This is a genomic window from Rubrilithobacter danxiaensis, assembly GCF_047272945.1.
GTDB classification, from domain to species: Bacteria; Bacteroidota; Bacteroidia; order Sphingobacteriales; family Sphingobacteriaceae; genus Rubrolithibacter; species Rubrolithibacter danxiaensis.
Map to the genome: position 1 here is coordinate 206,497 of NZ_JBKOPS010000004.1, position 26,815 is coordinate 233,311.

Genomic DNA, 26,815 nt, shown 5'->3' on the forward strand with positions numbered 1-26,815 from the left:
AATGTTTTTACTAAAACCAAAATTGCAACACAGCCTTCGTGTTGCAACTAAGACTACAGGAAAATAACTTTATAAACACGTTTAAGACTGTCGACTTTATTATTGAGCATTAAAATTGAGAATACCTATGCAAGGTTGAAGAAATATTAGCGTTTATGTTATTACAAAAGCACAAAACAATTAATAACTGGTTTATTAGATACTTTCTTTTTACCTAAAAATAAAACCATGTCTGAAACAACTCAATTAATCCCTAGCGATTCTCTTTTAACCGCTACTCCTGAAGAAGGAAGACTGCTTGCTATTAAAATGGCAAGATTAATTATTAAAGCAACTCAGCCAGATGCTGCTATCCGGGAAAAGCTCAGATCTATATATTCTGAAGATCCTGCCATGCTTATTTCTATCGGTCAAACCGTAGCTATTGAATTTGCAACGATAGCTGCTGCAAATAATTATTGGAAAACCACAGGTATTTAACGCTGAAAATTTATGCCGGAAAGGTAGATTTATTTCACCTTTCCGGTCTGGTAGCCCCGACGGGAATCGAACCCATATCTAAAGTTTAGGAAACTTCTATTCTATCCGTTGAACTACAGGGCCAATCAATGTGCAGATTCATTGAAGTGCAAATGTGCAGAATTTTAAAGAATTATTCCAGTCAATTTGCACATCAGCATATTCACTCACCTGCACATCATGTTTTATCTTACTACCGAACCATTTCCGGTTACAGCACTTGGCTGCACAAAACAAAGTTTACCATCCTCGTCTTCCGCCATTAAAATCATTCCTTTTGAAAGAATACCCTTAATCTCCCGTGGTTCCAGGTTAACTAAAATACTTACCTGCTTTCCAACTATATTTTCGGGTTCAAAAAACTCAGCAATACCAGATACTACCGTCCGCTGGTCAATCCCGGTATCTATCGTCAACTTTAACAGTTTTTTGGTTTTAGCAACCTTTTCGGCGGCTAAGATTGTTCCTGTACGAATGTCGAGAGCAGCAAACTGGTCATAATTGATATTATCTTTTGCAGGCATTATCTGAGGTTCCTGTACGGGTTCCGGCTTCTTTGAAGCCAGTTTTTCGATCTGTTTCTCTATTACTTCATCTTCCACTTTTTCAAACAAAAGCTCGGCGGGACTTAAACGATGTCCTTCTTCAAAAATTACAGGCTGATCATAAAACATTGTTTCATCATGAAGATTTAATAACCGGAATATCTTTTTGGCAGTAAATGGCAAAAATGGCTGAAGCAAAGTGCCCAAATGCGCAATGATATGCAGGCAGTTCTGGAGAACCTCTCTTGTAGATTCCGGATCATTCTTGAAAGTCTTCCAGGGCTCTTTATCAGTAAGATATTTATTGCCTGAACGGGCCACATCCATTACTGTTGACATTGCATTTCTGAACTTATAAGCAGCTATCGACTTTCCTGTTTCATCATAAGCAGCGGGAATCTGTTTATTCAGTTCCTCATCCTGGAGTTTTGCACTTCCTGAAGTTTTTCCTTCATAATACTTATGCATCAGGATCAGAACACGGTTTACAAAATTTCCGAGAATAGCTACCAGTTCATTATTCACCCGTGCCTGGTAATCTTTCCAGGTAAACTCACTGTCTGAAGTTTCGGGCAAAATCGAGGTTAAAACATAACGAAGTTCATCCTGCTTATTAGGAAATTCATTTAAATATTCATGCAGCCATACTGCATGATTTCTTGAAGTAGAGAGTTTATCACCCTCTAAGTTTAAAAATTCATTTGCCGGAACATTTGCCGGTAAAATATACTCGCCATGAGCATGAAGAATGGACGGAAAAATGATGCAATGGAACACAATATTATCTTTTCCGATGAAATGGATCAAACAAGAATTGTCCTCTTCATTTTCCTGCTTCTTCCAGTATTTTTCCCAATCTTTCCCGTTATCAAGCGCCCATTGCTTTGTTGCCGAAATATACCCGATCGGTGCATCCAGCCATACATACAGTTTTTTCCCTTTGGCATCTTTTAACGGAACGTCAATTCCCCAATCCAGGTCGCGGGTCATTGATCTTGGCTGCAAACCCGATTTTATCCAGGAGCTGCACTGCCCGAAAACATTAGTTTTTAACTGATCTTTCTTTTCGTTTAACAGCCAGTTTTCTAACCAGGGCTGGTACTTATCCAGAGGAAGATACCAGTGTTTGGTCTCTTTTAAAACTGGTGTATTCCCACTAAGTGTGGATTTTGGATTTATAAGATCGGTAGGATTTAATGAAGTTCCGCATTTTTCGCACTGATCGCCATAGGCGCCCTCGTTGTGGCAATTAGGGCAAGTACCAATTATATAGCGGTCGGCCAAAAACTGCTGATACTCTTCGTCATAATATTGTTCAGAAAACTTTTCTATAAACTCTCCCTTATTGTAAAGATTGAGGAAAAACTCCTGTGAAAGTTCATGATGAATAGGAGCTGAAGTCCGGTGGTAAATATCAAAGGAAATCCCAAACTCGTTAAAACTTTCTTTTATCTGATTATGGTATTTATCAATGATTTCCTGCGGTGTAACACCTTCTTTTTTTGCTTTGATAGTAATTGCTGCCCCGTGTTCATCAGAACCGCAGAGATAGACCACATCTTTGCGCAACAGGCGCAAATGTCTTACAAAAATATCTGCCGGAATATATGCTCCAGCCAGGTGGCCAATATGTAATGGTCCGTTAGCATAAGGAAGCGCCGACGTAACCGTGTATCTCTTGCAATTATCTTGTTCCAAATCCTTCAGATTAGTGTTATTTGTACTTATTATTTAATTTGCAAAGATAACATCATTTAGAATATGCCTGAATGCAGAATCAGCATATATTGATATTTGCACATTATAAATATGATTACTCCTCCTTTTTTAAAACCAGGTGATAAAATTGCGATTACCTGTCCGGCAAAAAAACTGCCCGGCGAAATAAACGATGCCGTTGCGCTGTTAGAATCGTGGGGACTTGAGGTTGTTTTAGGTGAAACAGTAACAGCTTCTTATCATCAGTATGCCGGCTCTGATGAATTGCGGACAAGCGATTTACAGAAATTTCTCGATGACACATCAATAAAAGCAATTATTGCGGCCAGGGGAGGATATGGAACCATCCGGATTATTGACCGGCTTGATTTTACTACTTTCGAACAGCATCCTAAATGGATTATTGGCTTTAGCGATATCACCGTACTTCACAGCCATATTCATGCTAATTTTAACATTTGCACTATACATGGGCAAATGCCTGTTGCTATTCCCGATGCTACAAAATTATCTTTAAATAGCCTACGGAAAGCTTTATTTGGCGAAGATGTCAGTATGCAATTTAACAGCACTTCCAATAATGTTCCGGGTGAAGCCAAAGGAATAATAATTGGTGGCAACTTAACCCTTCTGGTAATGCTGACCGGTTCCATCTCTGAAATGGATTTTCAGGATAAAATTTTATTTATTGAGGATGTTGGAGAATACCTGTATTCCATCGACCGGATGATGTGGAATCTAAAAAGATCGGGAAAACTCTCCGGCTTAAAAGGATTGATTGCCGGAGGTCTTACTTCCATGCAGGACAACGAAATTCCTTTTGGTAAAACTGCTGAAGAAATCATACTGGAACATGTCCTGGAGTACAATTACCCGGTTTGTTTTAATTTCCCGGCAGGTCACCTTTCTGATAATCATTCCTTGATTCTTGGGAAAACCGTACATTTAAAGGTAGAAGAAAAAAATACTCAACTTATTTACACAGATTAAAATGGCTCTACTTGGCAGACTTGGCAATTATAAGAATACCGGACTATTAATTTTAAGAGTGGGACTTGGTGCGATGATGATTTTTCACGGGCTTCCTAAATTAACCGGCGGACCGGGATATTGGGAAGCGGTAGGTTCGGCGGCAAAAAATATTGGAATAACATTTTATCCGCTTATGTGGGGTTTACTTGCTGCAATAACTGAAACCTTTGGAGGCTTTCTGCTTATTATCGGTTTAGCATTCCGGCCTGCATGTTTATTTCTCACATCCATCATGGTGGTGGCTGCATTAAACCATCTTAACAAAGGAGAAGGTTGGGGAGCAGCTTCACATGCGATAGAACTGGGCTTTGTTTTTGTCGGACTAGCCTTTATAGGAGCGGGAAAATATAGCATCGATAAAAAGTGAAGACATGGTAGTTTAGTAATCAGTAATTAGCACATAGTAGTTCGTATTTTAGTAGTATCTATTATATTTATTACTTTGTACTTAATACTTAATGCCTTGTACCCGTTTACTAGCTACTCTATATTAGCTACTCATAAAATTAACTCATGCCGAAGGGTAACCTCCTGATTTGTTCCTTGCTGTTGTGCTTCACAATTTCTAAAGGCCAGTCTCCGGCTTTTAATGCTGATTTAAGCACTGCAGAAAAAATAGGAGTAAATAAACGTTATTCCTTCCCAGTTTCTCCTGCGGGGTTTGGGAAAATACAGGAGTTCCCCTTGGATGCTGGACGATCAGGCAATTATTTCATAAAAGAACGCAATACCTGCTGGCATATAATTGACATACCGTACGACGGCACTTTTACTTTCGAAATCCGTCCAAAATCAAGTAAAGACGATTATGACTGGATGCTGTTTGATTATAGTAACGGAATTAAGAAAGAAGAATCCTTTTCTAAACTAATCCGATCGAATAACTCCCGAAACGACGAAAAAATTAAAGGCAATACGGGTTTAAAAACAGGTTATGAAAATCTGTATGAGAAGCCCGGACCGGGAAAAAGTTTTTCAAAACCGCTGACTGTTAAACGCGGTCAAAAACTGGCACTAATTATTGATAATATTTACAACGGTGGTGATGGCTTTGAACTGGATGTAAGATTAAAAGGTACAAGTACCGTCCTGCTTTCTGGTTTTATAAAAGACAAAGTTTCAGGAATTACGCTTCCGGGAACTGTCACTGTAGAAGATGATTCTTTAGGCATATTTATCGGAGAAACAAAGGCTGATTCTTTGAATGGTTACCGCATCGAAATTCCTTCTGATATTAATTTAAACATAACGGCTACAGCTGAAGAACATTTGTACCAGACGCAGAATCTAAAGTCAAATAGCGCTGACATAAAATCAGACTTTCTTTTAGACAGAATAGCAGCAGGAAATAAATTAATCCTGTTTAACCTTCATTTTTTCCCTAATAAAGATGCGTTACAGCCTAATTCGAAAGTCGATCTTGACCGATTAATCGAGTTTTTACAAAAAGAGGCCGAATGGAATATTAAGATTATTGGACATACGAACAATAATGTTTTCGCAAGTGCTCGTTACCTGCAGCAACTTTCATTTAAAAGGGCGATAGCCATAAAAAACATCTTAATTAAAAACGGCATTTCTGAAAAAAGGCTATCCTGCTTCGGAATGGGAGGAAAATATCCGCTTATAAATACAAAAGACCCAGTAGAGGGATTGCGAAATCTGAGGGTGGAAGTGGTGCTGAGTGGAAAATAAAAAAGCCAGCGTTAATGCTGGCTTTTTTTATTTAATTTTTGATGGATTTGTTATTGTTCATCAGCATCAAATCCTGTTCTTCTATAGCCAGAAATGATATAGGTTGTACCTGGATCATCGGAAAATTCTGCTTCAAAATAAATAGAATCTGTTGGCGCATTTGAACCTGGTCCTTTAGCTCCATTAGGTATTACCTTTCCATTCTTTATGGAAAAAGTAATCGGCATATTAGGATCAACATTAGCAATGTTATCTCCCGAGAAACTAAGACTGGAGGCATTTACAGTTACTTTACCCTTCAATTGCTCATCACCTGTACTTGACCAAAATGAGTAATTATCGTCAAGCCACATTTCTGTTTGAGAATTTGCAGCAGTATTATAGGTAGTAAAGTGGAAATACGTTCCTGGAAGTTCTTTCCATTGAACAAACCAATCCCCCGCAAGCGCTTGCGTAGCCGTACCGCCAACTTCCGGATCTTTTTGACAAGAACCTAAGAATACAATAAATAAAGCTGTAATAACAGTATATAAAATTTTACTTCTTTTCATTTCTTTAATTTATTATTTTTTAATAAATGTTCTGTCTTGTCCTCCGTATCCGGCATTTACTATTGCCCATACGTACTTACCTGCAGCTAAATCGTATGTTCCAATGCTTGATGACATAGTTCCAGCTTCACATTCCTGTTGAGGTACAACTATCTTATTACCTTCAAAATTTACGGCAGTTACCGTAACGCCAGCAGCTCCACCCGGATTTTGGACCGTGTAAACTCCATTTGCAGTTTTGGTCCAGGTAGAAGTTTGAGGAAATCCATCCCTGTCGTAAGTACCTGAAAAGTCATGACTATTTATGTCACCGGCAGTAGACATTACAACAACCGTTCTGTAAGAGGAGGCCGAAAACCCATCCTCATTTTTTGCAGAATAATTTATCACATATACTCCCGGAGTCGAACTATCCACAGTTCCACTTGAAGCATATTCAACTTCCTGTTCACCTATTTTAGCTACTACTCCTTCATCAGTATAGGTGGTTCCCTGATTGATGATAGTTAATTGATCCCCGTTTAAAGTTAACTCGGGATATACTGTAATTTTTGACTCCCCGACATATCCTTCCGGATAATTAAAATCGTCCTTTTTGCAAGAAAAAATACTCATGCTCAGCAAAAAAAGGACCGCTATTAAGCTTATATTTCTTTTCATATTATTCTTCTTTTAATAATTACTTTGCCCACCAAACTTTTGTAGTAATAGGAACTTCCGGAGGCGTATTTTTATTTCTTGACCTCTCATAATCAGGGAAAACAAACCTTTGCGGGAAGTTTCCTGCTCCTGTTACCCCGCCGAAAGAGTATACCAATTGGCCTGGCACATACTGAGCCTCGTTTGTCGATGGAACCGGGCTGGTTCTTGGATAGCCTGTCCTGTTTTTTTCAAAAAATGCTTCTAATGCATGCGAACGTGGAAATGCTGCCCACTTCTGTACAATTATTGCCTCTATTTTAGCATCTAAAGATCCGTTAACAGGGTATGCATAATTAGTAGTTAATAAATTTCCTGGCGTTAAATCCAATTCTGCAAAAGCAGCAGTTACTCCCGCATCATACATCTGTTTTCCAGTAACTCCATCCTTTGCTCCATTGTAATAACGTTCCAAAGCTTCAGCCTGCATAAAGTATGATTCTGCAGCAGATATAAACCAAACCGGATCATCAGCGTGTTGTACAAATGTAGTTGCATTCGGATAAGTAGGTTGTTCCACTAAGGACGCAGCAAAGTCTCCCTGGTGCATTCCTGTTGGAGTAGCTGTACCAAAGTAGTCAACAATTCGTGGATCGTTGTTTGCTTTTAACCAGCTGATAAAGGTAATGCTTGCCTTTAAGTTTGAAGTAGTTCCAACACCCTCTATGTTAAATTCGTACATGGGGTTTCTTTTCTCAGGTACATCTGTAAACACATCAACTCCCGCGTTATCTGACAGAAAGGTTGCGTTTGCATTATATAAAGCTTGAATACCTGCCTGCGCTTCTGCAGGTTTAGCATTTACCATTCTTAAATACATTTTTAATTTAAGGGTATTGGCAAATTGTTCCCACTTGTCCATGTCTCCTGCAAATACAAAATCTGTACTTTGTTGAGCAGCACTCAAAGGATTACTCTTGAAATCTTTAGATAATGCCTCATCAATTTCAGCTAGTAAGGATTGATATATAGAATAGCCGTCATCAAATTTAGGCTGCAATATTTCCTGCCCCTTTAATGCTTCAGTATATGGCACCTGATCATATAAATCAACCAATACCTCGTAGGTATATGCTTTCATTACCGTTGCCATTAAATTATAACGCCAGTCTTCATTTTCCTGTGCCTTAGTAATTGTTAACTGATAATCATTTAAAGCGCCCGAATATAATTCCTGGTAAGATAAATTAACCTCTTCGCTGGAATTTATCAGGTTATAAGAATCAACAGACCGGTATTGGCTTGAACTGCTGTTCTGGGCTACATATTGAGACCAGAGATTACCAACAATTGCAAGCTGACCCCCAACCATACCTGCGGTTGACATTACTCCAGCCGGAAACAATACTTCCGGTGTTGCATTTTCGATACCCGGATTGTTCGGATCTGTATTAATATCGAGTGTTTTCTCGCATCCCGTTGAAATTAACAGGGCAGCAAGAATTGCGAATACTTTTATATTTATGAATATTTTTTTCATGTTAATTTTTATTAAAATGATACTCTTAACGTAGCACCAAAATTACGAGTAGTTGGCCCTGTTCTGAATTCACCGAACTCACTGGTCAGGTCATTTCCAAAGTTTGAAACTTCAGGGTCAATTGTTCTGTTTTCAGAAGGTAACCAGGTCCATAAATTTCTACCAAATACTGTAAGAGAGGCACGGTCAGCACGTATTTTACTTGCCAATGATTTAGGCAACTGATACGTTAAGGTTACGTCCCTTAATTTTAGTACTGTTTTATCAAGGATACGGTTAGAGTAAGAAGTAGCGGGGTTTGTTGATGGATAATAATAATCATCAATTTGATCGTAAGCTATCGGTGTAGTATTTTCCTGATAAGCTACATTCCCTTCGTCATCCGTTACTGCAACAACTGAATTAGGAATTATAAAAGGCTTTCTGTCGTTATAGGTCGTTTTCATGTCATTACCTACGAAATTCAACAAGTCAGCAGTTCCTGAATAAAAAACTCCTCCCTTTCTCCAGTCGAATGTGAAACCTAAAGTCAGATTCTTATAGCTGAACGAGTTTGTTAAACCCATTATAAAATCCCGTTGAGTAGAACCATATGATTCCAGGTTTGAAGCAGTAAGTGGAATACCATCCTCATTAACAATAATTCTTCCCTGTGGATCTCTTTGCGGAACCGGTGCTTCGATTATTCCTAAAGGTTCGCCACGGCGTGCTACCATTTGAGCATCGTATGCCTCGTTAATTACTACTTTATCCAATCCTGCGGGAAGCTCTAATACTGTATTCCGATTTCTGGTGAATGTATAGCCGATATCCCAGTTAAAGTTTCTGTTTTTTAACGGTGTACCATTTAAGGCAAATTCAATACCTCTGTTTCTAACTTTTCCGAAATTTACAATCATGAAGTAATAACCTGTAGATGGTGATATGTTCACAGGTAATATTTGGTCATTGGTAATTTTATTGTAATACGCCAAATCAAAACCTATACGGTTATCGAAGAAACGCATTTCACCACCAAACTCTGTTTCGGTACTAATTTCTGGTCTTAACTCGCCGTTATTCAGCGTGTTATTAATGCTAAATCCAGAAACTCCTGCTACAGGGAAATTAATTACGATACCGGAACCTCTCAGGTTAATTTTAGCAGCTCTAAGGGTATTATAAATACGATATGGATCGGTATCGTTACCTGTTTGTCCTACACTGGCACGTAATTTAAACAGAGTAATTTTGCTGCGAGAAAGATCAAAAGCATCAGAAAGTACTACTGCTAAGTTTGCACTTGGGTAAAAGTAACTGTTCTTACCTTTCGGCAAAGTAGAGCTCCAGTCGTTTCTTGCATTTAAAGTCAAATAAGCATAGTTACTATAACCAAGAGTTGCTGTAGCATAAGCGCCCAATAGCCTTCTATGAGTATTTGATTCGGTACTTACAGGGCTATTTAAACTATTTGATAATTGGTAAAACCCAGGAATTGTAAGATCTTCTACCGAAGTATATAAAGCTCTTGATCCTCTGTCATTATAATTCAGCCCGATTAATCCATTAATATCAAATTCACTGGAAAGCTTTTTATTGAATAGTGCATGTAGTTTAGAATCGTATTCAAAATATTTTTCTGATCCTTCAACTACGTTTCCTTTATCTGCCTGACGTGGATATCCTTCAACGTTACCGCCAGCATTCCAGCTACCAGGAGATGGTGCATTTTTTGCATGCCAAATCTTATCCACACCATTGGTTATATCAGCACCTTGTTGAAATTGAAAAGTAAGCCAGTCTGTAGCCTGCAATTTCAGATCGAAGTTGCCATAAATTCTGTCACTTCTAAACTGAGATCCATTCTCATTTAAGGAATAGTAAGGATTTTCAGCAAACGGTGTAAAATAATTATCTACGTTAAAATATAGGTTCTTATAGTCTTTGAAATCCGAAACAGGAATATCTACTGGAATTTGAAGAACTTCCTCATAAAAGTTAGCTCCGATTCCAGATGAAGCTTGTCCTACTTCAATGAATTTCGAATTTTTACCTACATAATTAAATGAAGCTGCAGCCGTAAAATTTTTGAATTTTGTTGACCCGCTCAGAGATAATGTATTTCTTTTATAAGAGTCATTATCTGTAGGCATGAATCCGTCACTTGTTACATTTCCATAAGAAAGATAAAAAGTTGAATTTTCATTACCTCCGCTTAAAGCAAGTGTATTATTATACTCAGAACCTGTATCAAAAGCATCTCTGTAGCTATTAGCTTTATCAGCGTCAAATGGTTTTAATAACTGAGTATTATTTACGATAGCACCCCATGGCCTCATCTGACCATCCACTCTTGGTCCCCAGCTTCCATTTTCAGATAAAATAAAACTTCCATCCCATCCTTGTCCAAACTTGGTTTGGAATTGAGGAACTACAGAAACTTGAGTAAAAGAAGCCGCAGAAGAAAAATCTACTTTAAATGCTCCGGCTTTTCCTCTTTTAGTTGTAATTAATATTACACCATTAGAGCCACGAGAACCATAAAGAGAAGTTGCAGCTGCACCTTTTAATATATTTACGCTTTCGATATCATTTGGATTGATGTCATTAGCAGCATTACCAAAGTCAAAGTTTTCTTCCAAGTCTCCGGCAGTACCAATTGGAGTCGCAGCTCCTGGACGAGTGTTATTAATTGGAACCCCGTCAACTACATACAAAGGTTGATTATTACCTGCTATTGATGAGAATCCTCTCAGAACTACCTTAGTTGATCCCCCAGGAGCACCTGATGTTGTAGAAATATCAACACCTGCAACTTTACCCTGTAAGCCCTGTACTAAATTAGTAGGAGAAGCTCTGTTAATCTCTTCTGATTTAACTGTTGTAGCAGCATAACCTACTGCTTTCTTTTCTCTGGATACTCCCAGCGCTGTTACTACTACCTCTCCCAATTGCTTGGCATCCTGAGTTAAAACTACGTTTAAAGTAGTATTATTGCCTATAGCAACATCTCTGGTAGCATAACCTATATAAGTAAAGGTTAATGTATTACTACCTGCTGGTACTCTTACAGAAAAGTTTCCATCTGCACCTGTTTGCGTACCGATAGTTGTACCCTTTACCTTAACACTCACCCCCGGAAGTGGTAAACCATCCTCCTTTGCCGTTACCGTACCTGAAACAGTACGCTCCTGCCCTATTGCACTCAGTGCTACAAAGAGCAGGATGAATAAACTCGATAAAAGTTTTTTCATACTTTGAATTTTTGTTAGTTAATAATCTATGTGTGTAAAAGTGTGCAAGAAAATCTACAGTTCAAAATATTTTTTAACATTTTTTAACACTTCTCCTGTCACAATAACAAGGCCTAAAGCATTTTGTTGAAGAAATAAAAATTTTCCTATATGGAAAATATAATTTTTACAATTTTAGTACTATGTATTGCATAGTACAATTTAAAACATATATCTTTGTGCCATGATTGTTGAAAATACACAAACCCAAATGCGAAAGGGAATTCTGGAATACTGTATCCTCTGTATTATAGCACGCAGAGAGATCTATGCCTCTGATATTCTGGTAGAATTGAAAAAAGCCCGACTGCTGGTAGTAGAAGGAACTTTATATCCCTTGTTAACCCGCCTCAAGAATAATGGCTTACTAAGTTATAACTGGGTAGAGTCTACTTCCGGGCCGCCGCGTAAATATTACCAGCTCTCGGCAGCAGGAGCCGAAGTACTAAAACATCTTGATAAAACCTGGGAGGAACTCTCCTTTGCAGTAAATATTTCAAGCCAGGACCGTAAGACAACTGAATAAAATTCTATCAATACAGAGTTAATAAGCATAATCATGAATAAAACAATAATTATAAATATAAACGGCATTGTCTTCCATATTGAAGAAGATGCATACGAGGTATTAAAAAATTACATGACGGAAGTAAAGCGCCACTTCGCTTATACTGCCGACAGTGAAGAAATTGTAACCGACATTGAAAACAGAATTGCTGAAATGTTTACAGAAAGACTGGAACAGGAAAAAAAGCAGGTGATTTTACTCGAAGATGTTCAGGATGTTACTTCAAGAATGGGGCGTGTAAGCGACTTTGAAACAGACGAAGAGGAAAGTGCACCGAGAGCAGAAAGAAAATTATACAGAGATACAGAAGACCGGATAATTGGTGGTGTATGTTCAGGTTTAGGCCACTATTTTAATATCGAAGCACGCTGGGTACGGGTAATTGCGTTCCTTACGATGTTTTTAGGTGGAACCGGTTTAATGATTTATATTATTTTATGGATCGTGATGCCCAGAGCCAATACGAGGGCCGAACGTATGGCAATGAAAGGAGAAGAAATAAACCTTCAAAACTTTAAAAGAAACTTTGAAGAAGAAATTGACGCTCTCCGTCATAACATTTCAAAAGCACATCAGGAAGCACGGCCGGCAATAGATAGAGCAGGATCATTCTTTTCTGAATTTTTCAGCAATCTGGGTAATGCCATCGGGAAATTATTAAAGGTTCTTGTAAAAATTGCCGGAGTTTTTATTATTGTTACCGGAGGTATAATTTTATTCGGATTGATTATCGGGCTAATATCCCTGTTAGGTTTTATTAATGACTACGAATATACCATTTTCCCACTAAACGCAGTTAATCCCGATTATATTGCTCCACTGTCTATCAGTGTATTTATAGTTGTTTTTATTCCCGTAATCGCATTAATACTTTTTGCGCTCCGTATTTTCTCTAACCGTAGAATTGTGAGCAGAACAACAGCATTTGGATTACTGATAATTTGGATAAGCGGTTTGTTTATGGGAATATATTATGGCGCCAGCATCGGTTCGCAATTTAAAGAAGATGCTTCTTTCAGCCGTGTAAATGAAATTAAACCGAGTCCTAAATATTACCTGCAGTTAAATGATGTAAAACTTCTTACGGGCGCAGATAGCGTACGTTATAAAATAAACGGAGGCTTTTTTAACAGCAAAATAACAATTAATGATGATCAGTCGGAATTACAAGGGCCTCATTTAATAGCGTTATATATTGAAAAAACCGATACCGACAAGCCAAGCCTTACACAAACCTATAAATCAAGAGGACCAAGTTTTGAAACTGCTTTACGATCGGCACAGCAGATCAATTACCAGGTTGATATAAAAGATTCTCTTATCTCCTTTGCCTCAGATATAAACCTGCAGAAGAACGAATTGTGGCGGGAGCAGGAAGTCAGCTTAGTTTTAAAAGTCCCCAAAAATACTACTGTAATTGTGGGAGCCAAAATGAACAGGATACTGGAAAATCTGAACATCTGGGATTGCGAACCTCATCATGACCCTGAAAACTTTCAATCGGAATGGCTGATGACGGATGAGGGATTGAAATGCCAGGAAAAGCCGCTTGAACAAGACAAAAGCAACGAGGAATAAGAATGTAAAAAATTTTAAGAAACGTTGTAACCATTGGCCTCTCACTGTCGTCTTATGATTGTACTTTAACAAGAAGAGGTGATAAATAATCATCACCAATAAAAATCAAAAAATTTAAAATGAATTTTTAAAAGGCATTTTTTGCCTTAATGGAAATCTATTGCTTATAAAATATTAATAAACCCAATCATGAAAACGCTTAAAATCCTGATGCTAATATTATTTACAACACTTGCTGTCAATACTGCGATGGCTCAAAACAACGGCAGTGTTGGAGGAAAAGTTGTTGATGAACAACAAAAACCTCTTGACTATGCTACCCTCAACTTATTAAATGCAAAAGATTCATCACTTGTAAAAACTGTTTTATCTGAAGTTACCGGTGATTTCAAATTTCAGAATATTAAAAACGGAGAATATCTGGTATCAGCCACAACAGTGGGCTATAAAAAAGCTGTAAGCAAACCTTTTAAAATAGAGGAAACAAATAAAAACATAACGCTTCCTGCCTTTCAGCTACAAAATGAAAGTAAAACATTGGGAGAAGTTACCGTAGTAGCCCAAAAACCATTTGTTGAAAGAAGAGCTGATAAACTGGTAGTAAATGTAGAAGGAAGCAGTGTTTCTGTTGGAAATACAGCACTGGAAGTATTGCAGAAAGCCCCCGGCGTATCTGTTGATAAAGATGATAACATTTCCATGAACGGTAAAAGCAGTGTATTGGTGATGCTTGATGGAAAACCGACCTACATGAGTAATGCTGACCTTGCTAACATGCTGCGAAGCATGCAGAGTAACGAGATTCAGAGCATTGAGCTAATCACTAACCCATCTGCTAAATACGATGCGGCCGGCAATGGGGGAATCATCAACATTAAAACCAAAAGAAATAAGAACATGGGTTTTAACGGAACTTTAACGGCAGGAACCGGCTATGGAAGAACAACAAAATTTAATGGCGGTACTAATCTGAATTTCAGAAAAGGAAAATTCAATGTATTCGGTAATTACAATTACGGAAACAACGGCAATAAGAGTATTTTCACTCTTGACAGGATCGTAAATAATAAAGGAGTAATAACAAACTTTAACCAGGATAATGACTGGGACGCACGCCGGTATAACAATTCATATAAAGTTGGAGTGGACTTCTTTGTAAGCAAAAAGACAACCCTGGGAGTGCTTGCAAATGGATATAGCAATTCCGTTAACCAATTATCAAATAGTGGTACTCTTGTCCTGGATAAATCTTATATTGTAGGAAGTTCTATTGACGTTGATGGAAGGAACAAACAACGCTATGCCAATAATGCCTTTAACTTTAATACCAAAACAACTTTTGATTCTTTAGGCAGAGAACTTTCCTTTGATGCTGATTATTCTAAATACAACGGCGAAATGAATGAGTTCAGAGATTATTTTTATACCATTTCAAACGGATCAAAAAAACCATCTAAATACATCCATAACTTTGCACCTTCTGATATCGAGGTAAAATCGGCTAAACTTGATTACACTCACCCTATAAATAAAACATTAAAATTAGAAATAGGCTGGAAGAGCAGTTGGGTAACTACCGATAATAACTTAAAGTTTGATACGCTGCAAAACAACAACTGGGTTTCTGATGCGGGAAGATCAAACCACTTTATCTATAAAGAGAATATTAATGCCGGATATTTAAACCTCAATAAGGAGTTTAAAACTACAACCGTACAGGTTGGCCTGCGTGCAGAACATACCAATTCCAACGGCAATTCTATAACCCAAAATAGTATTGTAGAGAAAGATTACATTAAGTTCTTCCCCAGTGTTTCTGTAAGTCAGAAAATCAATAAAGATCATCAGTTAGGATTAACTTTTAGCAGGCGTATTGACAGGCCGAGTTATGATAATTTGAACCCGTTCATTTATATTCTTGATGATTACACTTATGAACAGGGAAATCCGTATTTAAATCCTCAATACACAAATTCTGCTGAACTGTCTTATACCTTTAAAGGTTCATTTACTGCTGGTTTAAGTTACAGTAAAACAAAGAATGTAATGACTCAGATTACCGAGCAAAACGATGAAACCAATATCACATACGCACAGGAAAGAAATCTGAATGATCAGACCGTTTATTCTTTAAATATATACGCCCCAATTCCTGTACAAAAATGGTGGAACATGAATAACAATGTGCAGGTGTTTAATATGGGCTTCAAATCTGACCTTTTTGGTGAATCACTTGACGTAAACCAAACCGTTTTCCAGTTAAATACTGATAACCAGTTTACCATAAATAAAACAACCGGTGCAGAGTTGTCTTTCTGGTACATGTCTCCTTTAAGATACGGCATCTTTGAGATAAGAAACTCTCCGGCTGTAAACATTGGTATCAAAAAATCTTTTATGAATAATAAAATGAATCTTAAGCTGAACATGAACGACATATTCAATACAAGAAGAAACAGAGGCGCTACCACTTATGCAAACATGAATTTCAATTTCATGAACAAATGGGAATCAAGAGTAGCTAACCTATCGCTTACCTATCGTTTCGGAAACAGCAATGTGAAAGGAGCAAGGCAGCGTTCTACAGGCTTAGATTCTGAAACCAACAGAATGAAAAACTAAAGGGTGATAGTTTGTTGTTAAAAGTCGTTCGTTTCGGGCGGCTTTTTTTGTTTACTTTTCAATATCCTGAAAACTTTCAGAAAGATTTGCGTTTTAAAAAAGAGCTTCTCATATTGAGGTTGTTATTTAATACCAATTACAATTGCGATTTCGGGGAGTACTGTTTTTAAGTTTATTGTTTTATTTTCCTTTACAGATAGAAGCGCAGGAAACAAAAATAATCAGAGGAAAAATTACACAACTTAGCAATCTCCCATTGGAATCTGTCAGCGTGCTGCTTGTACAGGCTTCCGATTCTACCTTAGTTAAAAGTGCCGTTTCGGGCAAACAGGGAGAATTTGAATTTTCAAATTTAAAAGCAGCAAAATATACAGTCATAACTACTCACATCGGGTTCAATAAAAAACGCTCAGGACCTTATGATCTTACAAAAAAAAGTATCCTCGATATAAGTATTCAGCTAACACCGCTTAATCAGGGTTTAGCCGCCGTAACTGTTACAGAGAAAAAGCCTTTTCTTGAAATAAAACCGGGAAAAGTTATTGTGAACGTAAACAACAGCGTTATTTCAAGTGGAAACAATGCCCTGGAAATCTTAAAAAGGGCTCCGGGAGTTCAGATCAATCAGGATAATATTTATTTAAGAGGCAAGAATACTGCGCTGGTTATGATAGACGGTCATACAGTATATTTCGATTCGGAAAACTTATCTAATCTTTTACAAAATATTCAAAGTTCATCAATTGAACGGATTGAACTGATAAGTAATCCGCAATCAATGTACGATTCAGGAGGACCCGCAGGAATCATTAACATACAACTAAAAAAGGGACATAGCGTAGGTTTTAACGGCAGCATCAGCAGCGGTGCAGGCTATGGCGACGATTACAAACTAAACTCCGGCCTCGATTTGAATTACCGTAAGGGGCGTTTTAATATCTTCGGCATTTATAGCTACAATAACAATAAGCAACCGCAAACTACCGCTCTGAACCGATCGGTAATTTATAAAAGTTTGCTTACCCAGTTTGATATTGATAATATAGACAACAAACTAAGAGATAACAACAATTACAAACTTGGTTTCGATTACTATTTAGATAAAAATAATACGGTCGGAATACAGTACACCGGCCTTTACAATTCTTTCAAATCCGTAGAAGAAAATCAAAGCATTATCAGCAATAACAGTGTTTTCGATTCACTCATTCATACCAATTCCTTTGAAAAAAGACGTATAGCAAGCAATGCCTTTAATTTGAATTATAACGGAAAAATGTTTAATAACAAAGGAGAGATTCATCTGGATGTAGATTACTTAAAATACAACAGGCATTCTAAAGAATCATTGGATTATCAGTATTTTAACAGAGAGAACACCTTGCTTCGTCCCGCTGAGTATATAGAATACACCTCTCCGGCGGCATTTGATATCCGTTCTGCCAAACTTGATTACTCTTATAATCTTTCAACACATTCGGATCTTGATATCGGATTTAAGAGCAGTAGTGTTAAAAGTGATAACGACCGGGATTTTCGACAGCTTGAAAATGGATCTCTTCGTTTAAACGCCTCATTAAGCAATCGTTTTCTTTTTCAAGAGAATATTCATTCTGCTTATCTTAATTACTCCTTAGATTACGAAAAAAATTCATTGGAACTGGGCTTAAGAGCTGAAAAGACAATAACAAAAGGTGAATCTTTAGCCGGAGTAGCGCATCTAAGCAGGAATTATACCGGCCTCTTCCCAAATCTTCAGTGGACCACAACTGTGAACAAAAATAATAAAGTTTTATTTTCGTATAGCAGAAGAATCGGAAGGCCCGCCTATGAAGATCTGAATCCCTTTTTATATTTCCTGGATAAATACACCTACCGTGAAGGAAACCCATATTTAAAACCGGAATATTCAAATAAGTTCGAGATTTCTCATTTATATAAACAGAAATATGCTACCACCTTAAGGTACACTTCTGTTAAAGATGCTTCTTATATTATTATGGAGCAGAACGATTCGCTAAAAGTGACCCGAAATATAAAACGCAATTTTGACCGGCAATACACTTTTAGTCTCGAATTTAATACCCCTTTAAAGTTCACTTCCTGGTGGACAGGAAACCTGAACATTGAAGGCCTTTACAGTTATTTTAACTATAATAATACGGAGGGATATGAAAACCAGCGCCCATATCTTAATCTGATTACTTCGCATAGCTTTTTATTGCCACACAACCTGAGTGCTGAATTGAGTTTTGACTACGAAAGTAAAAACGCGTACAGTATTTATACTTTTAAACCTACCTATATTCTGGATGCTGGAATGGGTAAATTATTTCTTGACAAAAAATTAAGCCTAAAGCTTTCCTTATCTGATCTGTTCAATTCAGACCGTTTTAATTATTACACCAGTCGTGATAACCTGAATATAAAAGCTATTGAAAAAGCAGAAAGCAGGATTTTCAGAATGAATATTACTTATCGGTTTGGAAAAGAAATAGATAAAAATTCTTCCAGAAGAAGGACAGGAAATGAAGAGGAAAGAAGAAGAATGCAGAATTAGGTACTTTAAATTAAAGCTCTGACATTTTTTCTAACCAAACTTTCCTTTAATAAATCGTACAACCCGTTGCATGAAAGTGCCTTTCCGTTTTCTCAGGAAACCTTTTATAGCTTCGTACGCTACAGGGTTTTCCTCTACATGCTCGGGGAATTGCGTCACCGGATCCGGATTAATTCGTACATGATACATATCATTTATTCCAGAATGCACCCCGGTACCATCGTGACCGATATTATTTATAAGTGAACGTGAAGGATTTAGAGTTAGCCCTCCATTAAGAAAAATCGAAGCATACCACCTGATAGCCCATGAATTATTTTTCCCTGACTTGAATTCCTGCATCTGCTTCCAGAAGTTCATTGTTCCGTCTATTGAAAAGCTGTTTATTTTCTTCTTGTCAAATTGCTTTGTCAGTTTATCAATATCAGGTTCAAACTGTTTCCAGGCACGCTTCCAGGTTGCCCAGCCCCAGCTGGTTGCTGCCCTGTAAAAAAAAGTTTGCGGCAAGTTCTTTCCCTGTAAAGGATACATGTATGCCCCAATATGCATTACTTTAGCATTTGTTTCATATCGTTGCAAAGCCTGGTTAAAGTACTGTAAGGTGTATGGCGAACTGATCAGATCATCTTCAAAAACAATTACTTTTCCATATTCGTCAACAAGTTTAGAAACTCCGTCGATAATCGAATTGGCCAGCCCCAGGTTAACCGGGCGTTCAACCACTTCTACTGACCTGAATCCACCGATATCTTTTATAAGTTCCCGAACCTCATTCACATTTTTGTGATCACCGGGAGTTTTAGGCCCGTCAGAAAAAACAAAAAGCCTGGATTCATCAGCAAGTACATTCTGTTGCAGAAACTTTAATGTACGGCGGGTATGTTCCGGGCGATTATAAACGAATAAGGCGATAGGTGCGAACTTTTGCATGTATTACAATAATATTTATTATTTCTCTCTAAATCTTTTTATTTATAAATAACTTATTTAAGTATAAATATTTGTTATTTCAGTTTTTCATATTATCCTTGCTCAAAATATATTAATACAAACTCTATGAAAATTAAAAACCTAATCTTAAGCAAAATGATTTTGCTTTTTCTCACCCTTTCAATTAGTTGCAAAGAAGAAGTTGAATCTCCTACAAATCAAATTCAACAATTTGAGGAATTAAAAGCATTTTTATCAATAACACTTAATATACCGAAAGATAAAATTAAGTACAATAAAGAATTGAAACAGTTTTCAGTTCCCAATACAGTTTTCCGTGCTTCACTAAATGATGTTCAAAAACGATACGAATCCTCTAATGAATATCAGTTTCAGTTCCAAAATAAAGGTAAATAATCATATCTCTAAGACATTACTATACTTACTTCTATGAAAAAAAGACTATCCTTATTAGTTCATTACTTATTTTATTAATTATAAAAACGTCAAAGGCGGCGGGAATAAGTGAATTTAATATACTTGCTCAGTATTTATCAGGCTCCGCTATAATAATCCCAAATACGAGTAATTCAACTCCTATAAAATTTCATATCGTTGCAAATGTTGACTTAAAAAGCACAGGTGGTTGGTATGATAACAAAATAACCGTAACATTAGTACATAAAACTTTATCAGAGGTAAACTTATCAGCTCCTCGATTAATTAAACCTTCAGAATATAACCAATACCAAGGCTTTGCAGATTTGGTTTTAGATGCTGTTATACCTGCTAATACTTACAATGGATCTGTGGTATTGAAATATACCTATATAGATGGTTTTTCAAATCAAACAATTACTAAGTATAGTAATACTAAGTACTCCCTTACTACTTCACCAACACCTCCTCCTCCAACGTCGCCTACAACACCGGTATATCTTTCTAATATGGTTGGTATTGACATTGCCTCAGATGACCATGTCTTTTATTGGGGATTAGATGGAAAAGTTTCTTCAGGCACTTCGACTTCCATGCAATCTTATAGTACGCCTAATGCTTATTCTATTCCTTCTGGCAAAAATTTCTCAAATATTATTGCAATTGCAACTTCCCATGTCGGCTGGCAATATGCTTGGTACAATGACGGTACTATGTCAGTAGGTAATACTAGTAATTTTGGTGCTTATATTTCACCTAAATCCTATATCCTTCCTCCTGGTAAAACTCCAGCAGATATTGTAGGTATATCTATATTAAAAACAAACGATTATTGTTACGTTTGGTATAAAGATGGTACCGGATCTATAGGAAATTCTACAAATTTAGGTGCTTATACAACAACATTCAATTATACAATTGCTCCGGGAGAATTATATAGTAATATAGCAGAAATTGGTTTTGCTACGAGCACAGGAGCATGTTATGTCTGGTATAAAGATGGAAAGATGTCAGTAGGGACTTTTGCATATGATTTAGACGATTACATTCCTTTAAAGAATATGAACTAAGTATAATCAGTATAAATATTACAAAAAGAGACACCATCATAAATGAAATGTCCCCAAAAGTTAGGAACTATTGGGGCATTTTTATTTTTATTAATATAAAAATAAATTTTTAGCCTTATACAATTTCTTACTTTAGCAGCCATGAGAGCTTTAAAAAAACTATTTTTAAAATATATTCCTCTTCATTATTTTAAATCATACACTTCGTATTCGCAGGAAGGTGAAGATATGGTATTAAGATCTTTTTACGAAGGCAAAAAAAACTATAAAGGTTTTTTTATTGATGTAGGAGCTCATCATCCGTTTAGATTTTCCAATACCATGTTCTTTTACAAAAAAGGCTGGAGAGGAATTAACATTGAACCTACACCGACCGTCATAAAACAATTTAAAATTTTCAGAGGCAGAGATATAACACTTAATATAGGAATTAGCAATAATAAAGAGAAGCTTACTTTTTATTGCTTTAATGAACCTGCTTTAAATGGATTTTCAAAAGAAATCTCTACACTACGAGATCAGTCTGATCGTTATAAAATTATTCAAACATTAGAAGTTCAAACTCTACCCTTATCTGAAGTCCTTGATAAACATCTGCCTGAGGACCAAAAAATAGACTTTCTTACTATTGATGTTGAGGGACTTGACTTACAAGTACTAAAATCTAATAATTGGGAAAAATATACTCCCGAGTATATTTTAGTTGAGGATAGAGTAGATCTCGAAAATCTGGCAGATTCGGAAATATATAGATTCTTGAAAAGTGTTAATTATAGATTAGTTGCTAAAACCGAAAGAACGCTGTTTTTCAAACTCGTCAATTAAACTATTTACTATAGTGTTGAATATAAGTTCTTACTCCTGTTTCACGGCGTATTACTAATGAATCTGAAGATAATTTCACTATTTCAAAATATCTCTCCAAATTGGTTCCTTTATCCAATACCAAATTACAGCCACTTTCATTAATTTCCCATTTTCCATCTAATGGAACGTTATCACTATAAACGTTATAGGTAGAGTCCGTGTTAATTTGGAAATACCCAATAGGATATAGTAAAGAAGAGGAAATGAGCGATCCTGAGTTATCATAATCATATGTCTCTGTATAAACATTTTTCCAGTTTTTATTTAACATAGGATTATTTATAAAGGGGCATCCGAGATTCATTGAAACATCGTTATAAGCAAAATCGCTAAAAACAATTTTTACTGCATTAACGGTATTAGTTAAAACTGCCAAATTGTATTGATTTGCTACAGAAACTTTAAAGGTCTTAGTAAATGTTTGCCCTGTAGTTTTTTCTGTAAGTGACACAGCACCTTCTGTTCCTCCTTTTACATATAAATAATAAAAGTTGTTAATATAACCAAAAGAATAACTTGCAGCATTCGCTCCAGAGGGAGTAAAGGTTGGAACTGTACCCGCTTTAACAAAATCCTTATTGATTGTTATTAATCCATCACTTGTCATAGCCTGAAAAGATAATTCGCTATCGTCCTTTACAGCGTAGTTCTCATTAATTGCTTCAAATCGTATAAAAGTATCAGCAATGCTGCTTGTAGGTTCAGTATAAAGACTAATATCGTAAGTCCCATCGGCAACTGTAATAGTATAAGAAGAAGCGTTTGCAAGATCTAAACTGTCCTTAATCGAACTTATGGAAGAAGTAGTACTTGATTTTGAATTGAACTCAATGTACGCCTTGCCACCGAGGACATGTTGCCAGGTACTATTCAGAAATACATTGTTAATATTGTCAATCGCGATTTTATGAAGAGAATTTGAAGGAGCAGTTTCATCATTTTTTTTCGAGCATGAAACCAAAGCAACAAATGAAACAAACAGAAAATAGTAAAAATTTTTCATTTAGTTTAATTAATAGTTAAGCTAAATTAACAAACATTTACATACGAAGTTGCTTTCTTAAATAAAATTTACAACTTTTTAACTAACGATATCAGAAAGAGCGATTGAAACATCATTATTGCTTGTTTTCTCGTCCTACGTAAAAAGAAAATAAAAAAAACAGCGATTATATACGCTATCAGCGTAGCAACCGAAGCACCAACTCCACCATACCTGGGAATCAGCCAAATATTTAAAACCACATTTATAATTGCACCAACTCCGGTGCGTATAAAAGAAATAACGGTGTAACCCTCAGCAAGTAAATACTGGCTACTGGCGCTACCTAAAAAAACAAAAATGCCCGACCATATATGAATGGAAAGCATTGTTCCTGCTCCGGCATATCTGTCGCCGTAAATTATCTGAATAATATCATTTGCAAGAAAACTGATTACAATTGCCACCGGTAAACTAATAGCTACTAAAAGGTCATACAGGTTTTGCAAACGTTTATTGTATCTGTTTATATCTGTTTTGCGGGCATTTAAAATTGCCGGAAAAACAGAACTTACAATAGCCACCGGAATAAAATACCACGATTCGCTGATTTTTGCCGCGGCACTGTAAACCCCTACCTCCTCGCTTCCTAATCGTTTCAGCATCACCTGGTCAATTTTCATATAAATGGAGATCATTACAGCAGACAAAATAAGAGGCCAGGATTTTTCTAACAAGGAGAAAGCCCGGGTTTTGTTAAATTTCCAGCTGAGCAAGCTGAAACCTTTCTTCTTATAGATCAGCATAAGTCCGGCAGCCAAAAGAACACCATCCATTACCAATGCCAGGGCAAAATAAATAACAGGTAATTTAAGCCAGACGAAGACTACTTTTACCACTGCAGAAATGATCAGGCAAACGTTCTGCACCTGTACCACATATTTAGACTGCACCTGTGATTGAAAATACGAATCGATAATATTGAAGGATTTAAAAACAGTAGCGGTTGCACAAAATGCAATCAAAGAAACCATTAAGGATGTTTGCGTAGAGTCCTCCTTAAAAAAAATGTAAATAACAACTGCTACAGGAATCAGTAATATACTTACACTTAAACGCAGCCATAAGGAAGTGCCTAAAATTTCGTCGCGGCTTTGAGGTGAATTTATAATTTCCCTGATAATAAAACTATCCAAACCGAGGGTTGCAACAGCTGCAAATAAAGAAGTGAAGGCATCGGCAAAACTGAGTTCACCAAACGCGTACGGGCCGAGATAACGGGCAATTATAAACCCGATAATCATACTTAATATCTTCCCAAACATCAGCCAGCCGGTATTTTTTAGATACTTTTCGAAGGCTGCAGGATCAAAACCCGGAAGAGCTGGAATCTTCATTTTGACAGATTGGAGATGTAAGACATGAGATAGGAGAACCCGGTAGTTGCCGGGAAAGGTATGCAGTATAAAAGTGGCCTTTCTGCCTGAAAGATTTCCATTCCAGCAAATGTATAAAAAAGAAGGGGCTGAATTTATTTCGCCCCTTCTAAAAATATTAAAATGTCTGCCTGATTGGACCCGATACTTATCGGATGGAGGCTTACTGATTCACAAATTTCTTCGCGTTGATCTTGCGCTCGTTCTCTGTAAGGTAAATCTTACGTAAGCGCATGCTCTTCGGTGTTATTTCAATATACTCATCAGCCTGGATGTACTCCATCGCTTCCTCTAAAGAAAATTTCACAGCAGGTGCGATCCGTACGTTATCATCACTGCCCGAAGCTCTCATGTTTGTTAACTGTTTTCCTTTAACAACATTAACAACCAGGTCATTATCACGGATATGCTCACCCATTATTTGTCCTTCATAAACATCTTCGCCGGGTTCTATAAAAAACCGGCCTCTGTCCTGAAGTTTATCGATTGAGTATGCTGTTGTTTGACCCTTCTCCATTGATACCAATACACCATTTAAGCGGCCGGGAATCGGACCTCTCCATGGCTCATACGCTTTAAAGCGGTGGGCCATGATGGCTTCTCCGGCAGTGGCTGTTAAAACGTTATTCCTTAAACCGATAATTCCGCGGGCAGGTATTTCAAACTCCAGGTGCTGAAGGTCGCCCTTAGGTTCCATCACCAATAACTCGCCTTTACGCTGTGTTACCAGTTCAATCACTTTTCCCGAAACTTCTCCCGGCACATCTACAATCAGCGTTTCAATCGGTTCACATTTTACCCCGTCTATTTCCTTCACAATAACCTGGGGCTGACCTACCTGCAATTCATATCCTTCGCGGCGCATTGTTTCAATTAATACCGATAAATGAAGAATTCCCCGGCCATAAACTAAGTAAGCATCCGGAGATTCTGTTTCCACAACTTTAAGCGCCAGGTTTTTTTCCATCTCTTTGAATAAGCGGTCGCGAAGGCGCTGAGATGTTACAAACTTTCCTTCTTTACCAAAGAAAGGTGAATTGTTGATGGTGAACAGCATGTTCATAGTTGGCTCATCAATTTTAATAACAGCCAGCTGTTCAGGGTTTTCAAAATCGGCAATTGTATCACCAATATCAAAGCCTTCAATTCCAACAACCGCACAAATATCTCCTGAAGATACTTCAGCCACTTTTATCTTACCTAAACCCTCAAAAGTGTATAATTCTTTAATTCTTGATTTCTGAACCTTTCCATCCCGCTTTACCAGCGACACCGGCATGTTTTCTTTGATAACGCCGCGGGCAACCCGTCCAATCGCAATACGCCCTACAAAAGACGAATAATCCAGTGAGGTGATTTGCATTTGCAATGTACCTTCGTTGGTTGGTGCAGGAGGAATGTATTGTAAAATAGCATCCAGAAGCGGAGTAATATCATCAGTCTTGGTTTTCCAGTCAGTATTCATCCATCCCTGTTTGGATGATCCGTAAATTACCGGGAAGTCCAATTGTTCTTCTGTAGCTTCCAAGTTAAAGAATAATTCAAAGATTGCTTCATGCACTTCTTCAGGCCGGCAATTCTCCTTATCTACCTTATTGATAACTACAATGGGTTTTAATCCTAAAGAAAGCGCTTTCTGAGTTACGAAACGGGTTTGAGGCATGGCACCTTCAAAAGCGTCAACTAACAAAAGAACGCCATCGGCCATTTTTAATACCCGTTCAACCTCACCACCAAAATCGGCGTGGCCCGGAGTATCAATGATATTAATTTTAACTCCTTTATAATTTACGGAAACGTTTTTTGATACAATTGTGATCCCCCGTTCACGCTCCAGGTCATTATTGTCCAGTATCAACTCTCCTGTTTCCTGGTTATCTCTAAACAACTGGCAAGTGTGTAAAATTTTGTCTACCAGGGTAGTCTTCCCGTGGTCAACGTGTGCGATAATCGCTATATTTCTGATATTCTGCATGCAAAAATTGCTTTTCAAATTTTTTGCAAAGGTAAAGTTTAATTTGGTAAAATTGAGAGATATTAGTTTGAAAATTATTTGACAATCAGCCCTTAATAAAGTTTTAACTTTGCATCATGACAGCACAGGAGATTATTGTTATAGCCTTATTTGTTATAGCGTTGGTATATATAGGGAGGATGATTTACAGAAATCTGAAGGCGAAAGACGGATGCGGAGAGAATTGCAAGGGATGCGGTGTTGATTTTACAAAAATCAAAGTACCTGAGAAATAATC

General features: G+C 37.1%; 21 protein-coding genes and 1 tRNA gene. 12 read left to right on the top strand and 10 right to left on the bottom strand.

Translation table 11 applies throughout. The features are described from left to right. The first annotated feature begins 228 nt into the window (after nt 1-228). Nucleotides 229-480: a hexameric tyrosine-coordinated heme protein gene (locus tag ACLCDL_RS06710; RefSeq protein ID WP_423147509.1), complete on the top strand. Its 252-nt coding sequence runs from the start codon at nt 229-231 to the stop codon at nt 478-480. A gap of 48 nt (nt 481-528) precedes the next feature. Here the strand turns inward: ACLCDL_RS06710 and ACLCDL_RS06715 are convergent. After that, a tRNA-Arg gene (locus ACLCDL_RS06715) sits at nt 529-603 on the bottom strand. Between the two features lie 101 nt (nt 604-704). Further along, the gene (gene metG / locus ACLCDL_RS06720) at nt 705-2,762 is read right to left on the bottom strand and encodes a methionine--tRNA ligase (RefSeq protein WP_423147510.1); all 2,058 of its coding nucleotides are present in this window, start codon (nt 2,760-2,762) and stop codon (nt 705-707) included. Nucleotides 2,763-2,873: 111 nt separating this feature from the next. Between metG and ACLCDL_RS06725 the strand changes: the two genes are divergently transcribed. From ACLCDL_RS06725 to ACLCDL_RS06735, 3 genes are all read left to right on the top strand, one after another. Then, the gene (locus ACLCDL_RS06725; protein WP_423147511.1) at nt 2,874-3,773 is read left to right on the top strand and encodes a S66 peptidase family protein; all 900 of its coding nucleotides are present in this window, start codon (nt 2,874-2,876) and stop codon (nt 3,771-3,773) included. 1 nt (nt 3,774) lies between these two features. Beyond that, a complete protein-coding gene (locus ACLCDL_RS06730) occupies nt 3,775-4,182 on the top strand; it encodes a DoxX family protein (protein ID WP_423147512.1) in 408 nt (135 codons plus the stop codon). Nucleotides 4,183-4,328: 146 nt separating this feature from the next. Further along, entirely contained in the window at nt 4,329-5,510 is a 1,182-nt protein-coding gene (locus tag ACLCDL_RS06735; protein WP_423147513.1) for an OmpA family protein, read from the top strand. Between the two features lie 50 nt (nt 5,511-5,560). Here ACLCDL_RS06735 and ACLCDL_RS06740 read toward each other — a convergent pair whose 3' ends face one another. The 4 genes from ACLCDL_RS06740 to ACLCDL_RS06755 are packed head-to-tail and all read right to left on the bottom strand — an operon-like array spanning nt 5,561 to nt 11,473. Then, nucleotides 5,561-6,061, bottom strand: a complete 501-nt coding sequence (locus ACLCDL_RS06740) for a lipid-binding protein (RefSeq protein ID WP_423147514.1) — start codon at nt 6,059-6,061, stop codon at nt 5,561-5,563. A gap of 12 nt (nt 6,062-6,073) precedes the next feature. Continuing rightward, nucleotides 6,074-6,721 (bottom strand): immunoglobulin-like domain-containing protein, encoded by a 648-nt coding sequence (locus tag ACLCDL_RS06745; protein WP_423147515.1) that lies wholly within the window; start codon nt 6,719-6,721, stop codon nt 6,074-6,076. A gap of 19 nt (nt 6,722-6,740) precedes the next feature. Beyond that, nucleotides 6,741-8,240 carry a SusD/RagB family nutrient-binding outer membrane lipoprotein gene (locus ACLCDL_RS06750; protein WP_423147516.1) on the bottom strand — a complete coding sequence of 500 codons (1,500 nt, stop codon included), beginning with the start codon at nt 8,238-8,240 and terminating at the stop codon, nt 6,741-6,743. A gap of 11 nt (nt 8,241-8,251) precedes the next feature. Beyond that, nucleotides 8,252-11,473: a SusC/RagA family TonB-linked outer membrane protein gene (locus ACLCDL_RS06755; protein WP_423147517.1), complete on the bottom strand. Its 3,222-nt coding sequence runs from the start codon at nt 11,471-11,473 to the stop codon at nt 8,252-8,254. 223 nt (nt 11,474-11,696) lie between these two features. Here ACLCDL_RS06755 and ACLCDL_RS06760 point away from each other — a divergent pair, with 223 nt between their 5' ends. From ACLCDL_RS06760 to ACLCDL_RS06775, 4 genes are all read left to right on the top strand, one after another. Next, nucleotides 11,697-12,038 (top strand): PadR family transcriptional regulator, encoded by a 342-nt coding sequence (locus tag ACLCDL_RS06760; protein WP_423147518.1) that lies wholly within the window; start codon nt 11,697-11,699, stop codon nt 12,036-12,038. A gap of 33 nt (nt 12,039-12,071) precedes the next feature. After that, a complete protein-coding gene (locus ACLCDL_RS06765; RefSeq protein WP_423147519.1) occupies nt 12,072-13,658 on the top strand; it encodes a PspC domain-containing protein in 1,587 nt (528 codons plus the stop codon). Between the two features lie 189 nt (nt 13,659-13,847). Beyond that, the gene (locus tag ACLCDL_RS06770) at nt 13,848-16,280 is read left to right on the top strand and encodes an outer membrane beta-barrel protein (RefSeq protein WP_423147520.1); all 2,433 of its coding nucleotides are present in this window, start codon (nt 13,848-13,850) and stop codon (nt 16,278-16,280) included. 142 nt (nt 16,281-16,422) lie between these two features. Beyond that, on the top strand, nt 16,423-18,840 hold the full coding sequence (locus tag ACLCDL_RS06775) for a TonB-dependent receptor domain-containing protein (protein ID WP_423147521.1): 2,418 nt from the start codon (nt 16,423-16,425) through the stop codon (nt 18,838-18,840). 30 nt (nt 18,841-18,870) lie between these two features. On the opposite strand, the gene ACLCDL_RS06780 is transcribed toward ACLCDL_RS06775, so the two are convergent. After that, nucleotides 18,871-19,770 (bottom strand): glycosyltransferase, encoded by a 900-nt coding sequence (locus ACLCDL_RS06780; RefSeq protein ID WP_423147522.1) that lies wholly within the window; start codon nt 19,768-19,770, stop codon nt 18,871-18,873. A gap of 126 nt (nt 19,771-19,896) precedes the next feature. On the opposite strand from ACLCDL_RS06780, the gene ACLCDL_RS06785 reads away from it, so the two are divergent. The 3 genes from ACLCDL_RS06785 (at nt 19,897) to ACLCDL_RS06795 (ending at nt 22,103) form a co-directional block, all read left to right on the top strand. Beyond that, a complete protein-coding gene (locus ACLCDL_RS06785; protein ID WP_423147523.1) occupies nt 19,897-20,187 on the top strand; it encodes a hypothetical protein in 291 nt (96 codons plus the stop codon). 347 nt (nt 20,188-20,534) lie between these two features. Next, the gene (locus tag ACLCDL_RS06790) at nt 20,535-21,278 is read left to right on the top strand and encodes a hypothetical protein (RefSeq protein ID WP_423147524.1); all 744 of its coding nucleotides are present in this window, start codon (nt 20,535-20,537) and stop codon (nt 21,276-21,278) included. A 141-nt stretch (nt 21,279-21,419) separates the two neighbouring features. Next, nucleotides 21,420-22,103 carry an FkbM family methyltransferase gene (locus tag ACLCDL_RS06795; RefSeq protein ID WP_423147525.1) on the top strand — a complete coding sequence of 228 codons (684 nt, stop codon included), beginning with the start codon at nt 21,420-21,422 and terminating at the stop codon, nt 22,101-22,103. A gap of 1 nt (nt 22,104) precedes the next feature. Here ACLCDL_RS06795 and ACLCDL_RS06800 read toward each other — a convergent pair whose 3' ends face one another. The 3 genes from ACLCDL_RS06800 to typA all read right to left on the bottom strand — a co-directional run bounded on the left by ACLCDL_RS06800 (nt 22,105) and on the right by typA (nt 26,538). After that, nucleotides 22,105-23,148, bottom strand: coding sequence for a hypothetical protein (locus ACLCDL_RS06800; RefSeq protein ID WP_423147526.1), 1,044 nt, complete (start codon nt 23,146-23,148; stop codon nt 22,105-22,107). Nucleotides 23,149-23,216: 68 nt separating this feature from the next. Next, a complete protein-coding gene (locus ACLCDL_RS06805) occupies nt 23,217-24,524 on the bottom strand; it encodes a flippase (protein WP_423147527.1) in 1,308 nt (435 codons plus the stop codon). A 202-nt stretch (nt 24,525-24,726) separates the two neighbouring features. Then, nucleotides 24,727-26,538, bottom strand: coding sequence for a translational GTPase TypA (gene typA / locus ACLCDL_RS06810; RefSeq protein WP_423147528.1), 1,812 nt, complete (start codon nt 26,536-26,538; stop codon nt 24,727-24,729). Nucleotides 26,539-26,654: 116 nt separating this feature from the next. On the opposite strand from typA, the gene ACLCDL_RS06815 reads away from it, so the two are divergent. After that, the gene (locus tag ACLCDL_RS06815; RefSeq protein ID WP_423147529.1) at nt 26,655-26,813 is read left to right on the top strand and encodes a FeoB-associated Cys-rich membrane protein; all 159 of its coding nucleotides are present in this window, start codon (nt 26,655-26,657) and stop codon (nt 26,811-26,813) included. Nucleotides 26,814-26,815 lie beyond the last annotated feature (2 nt).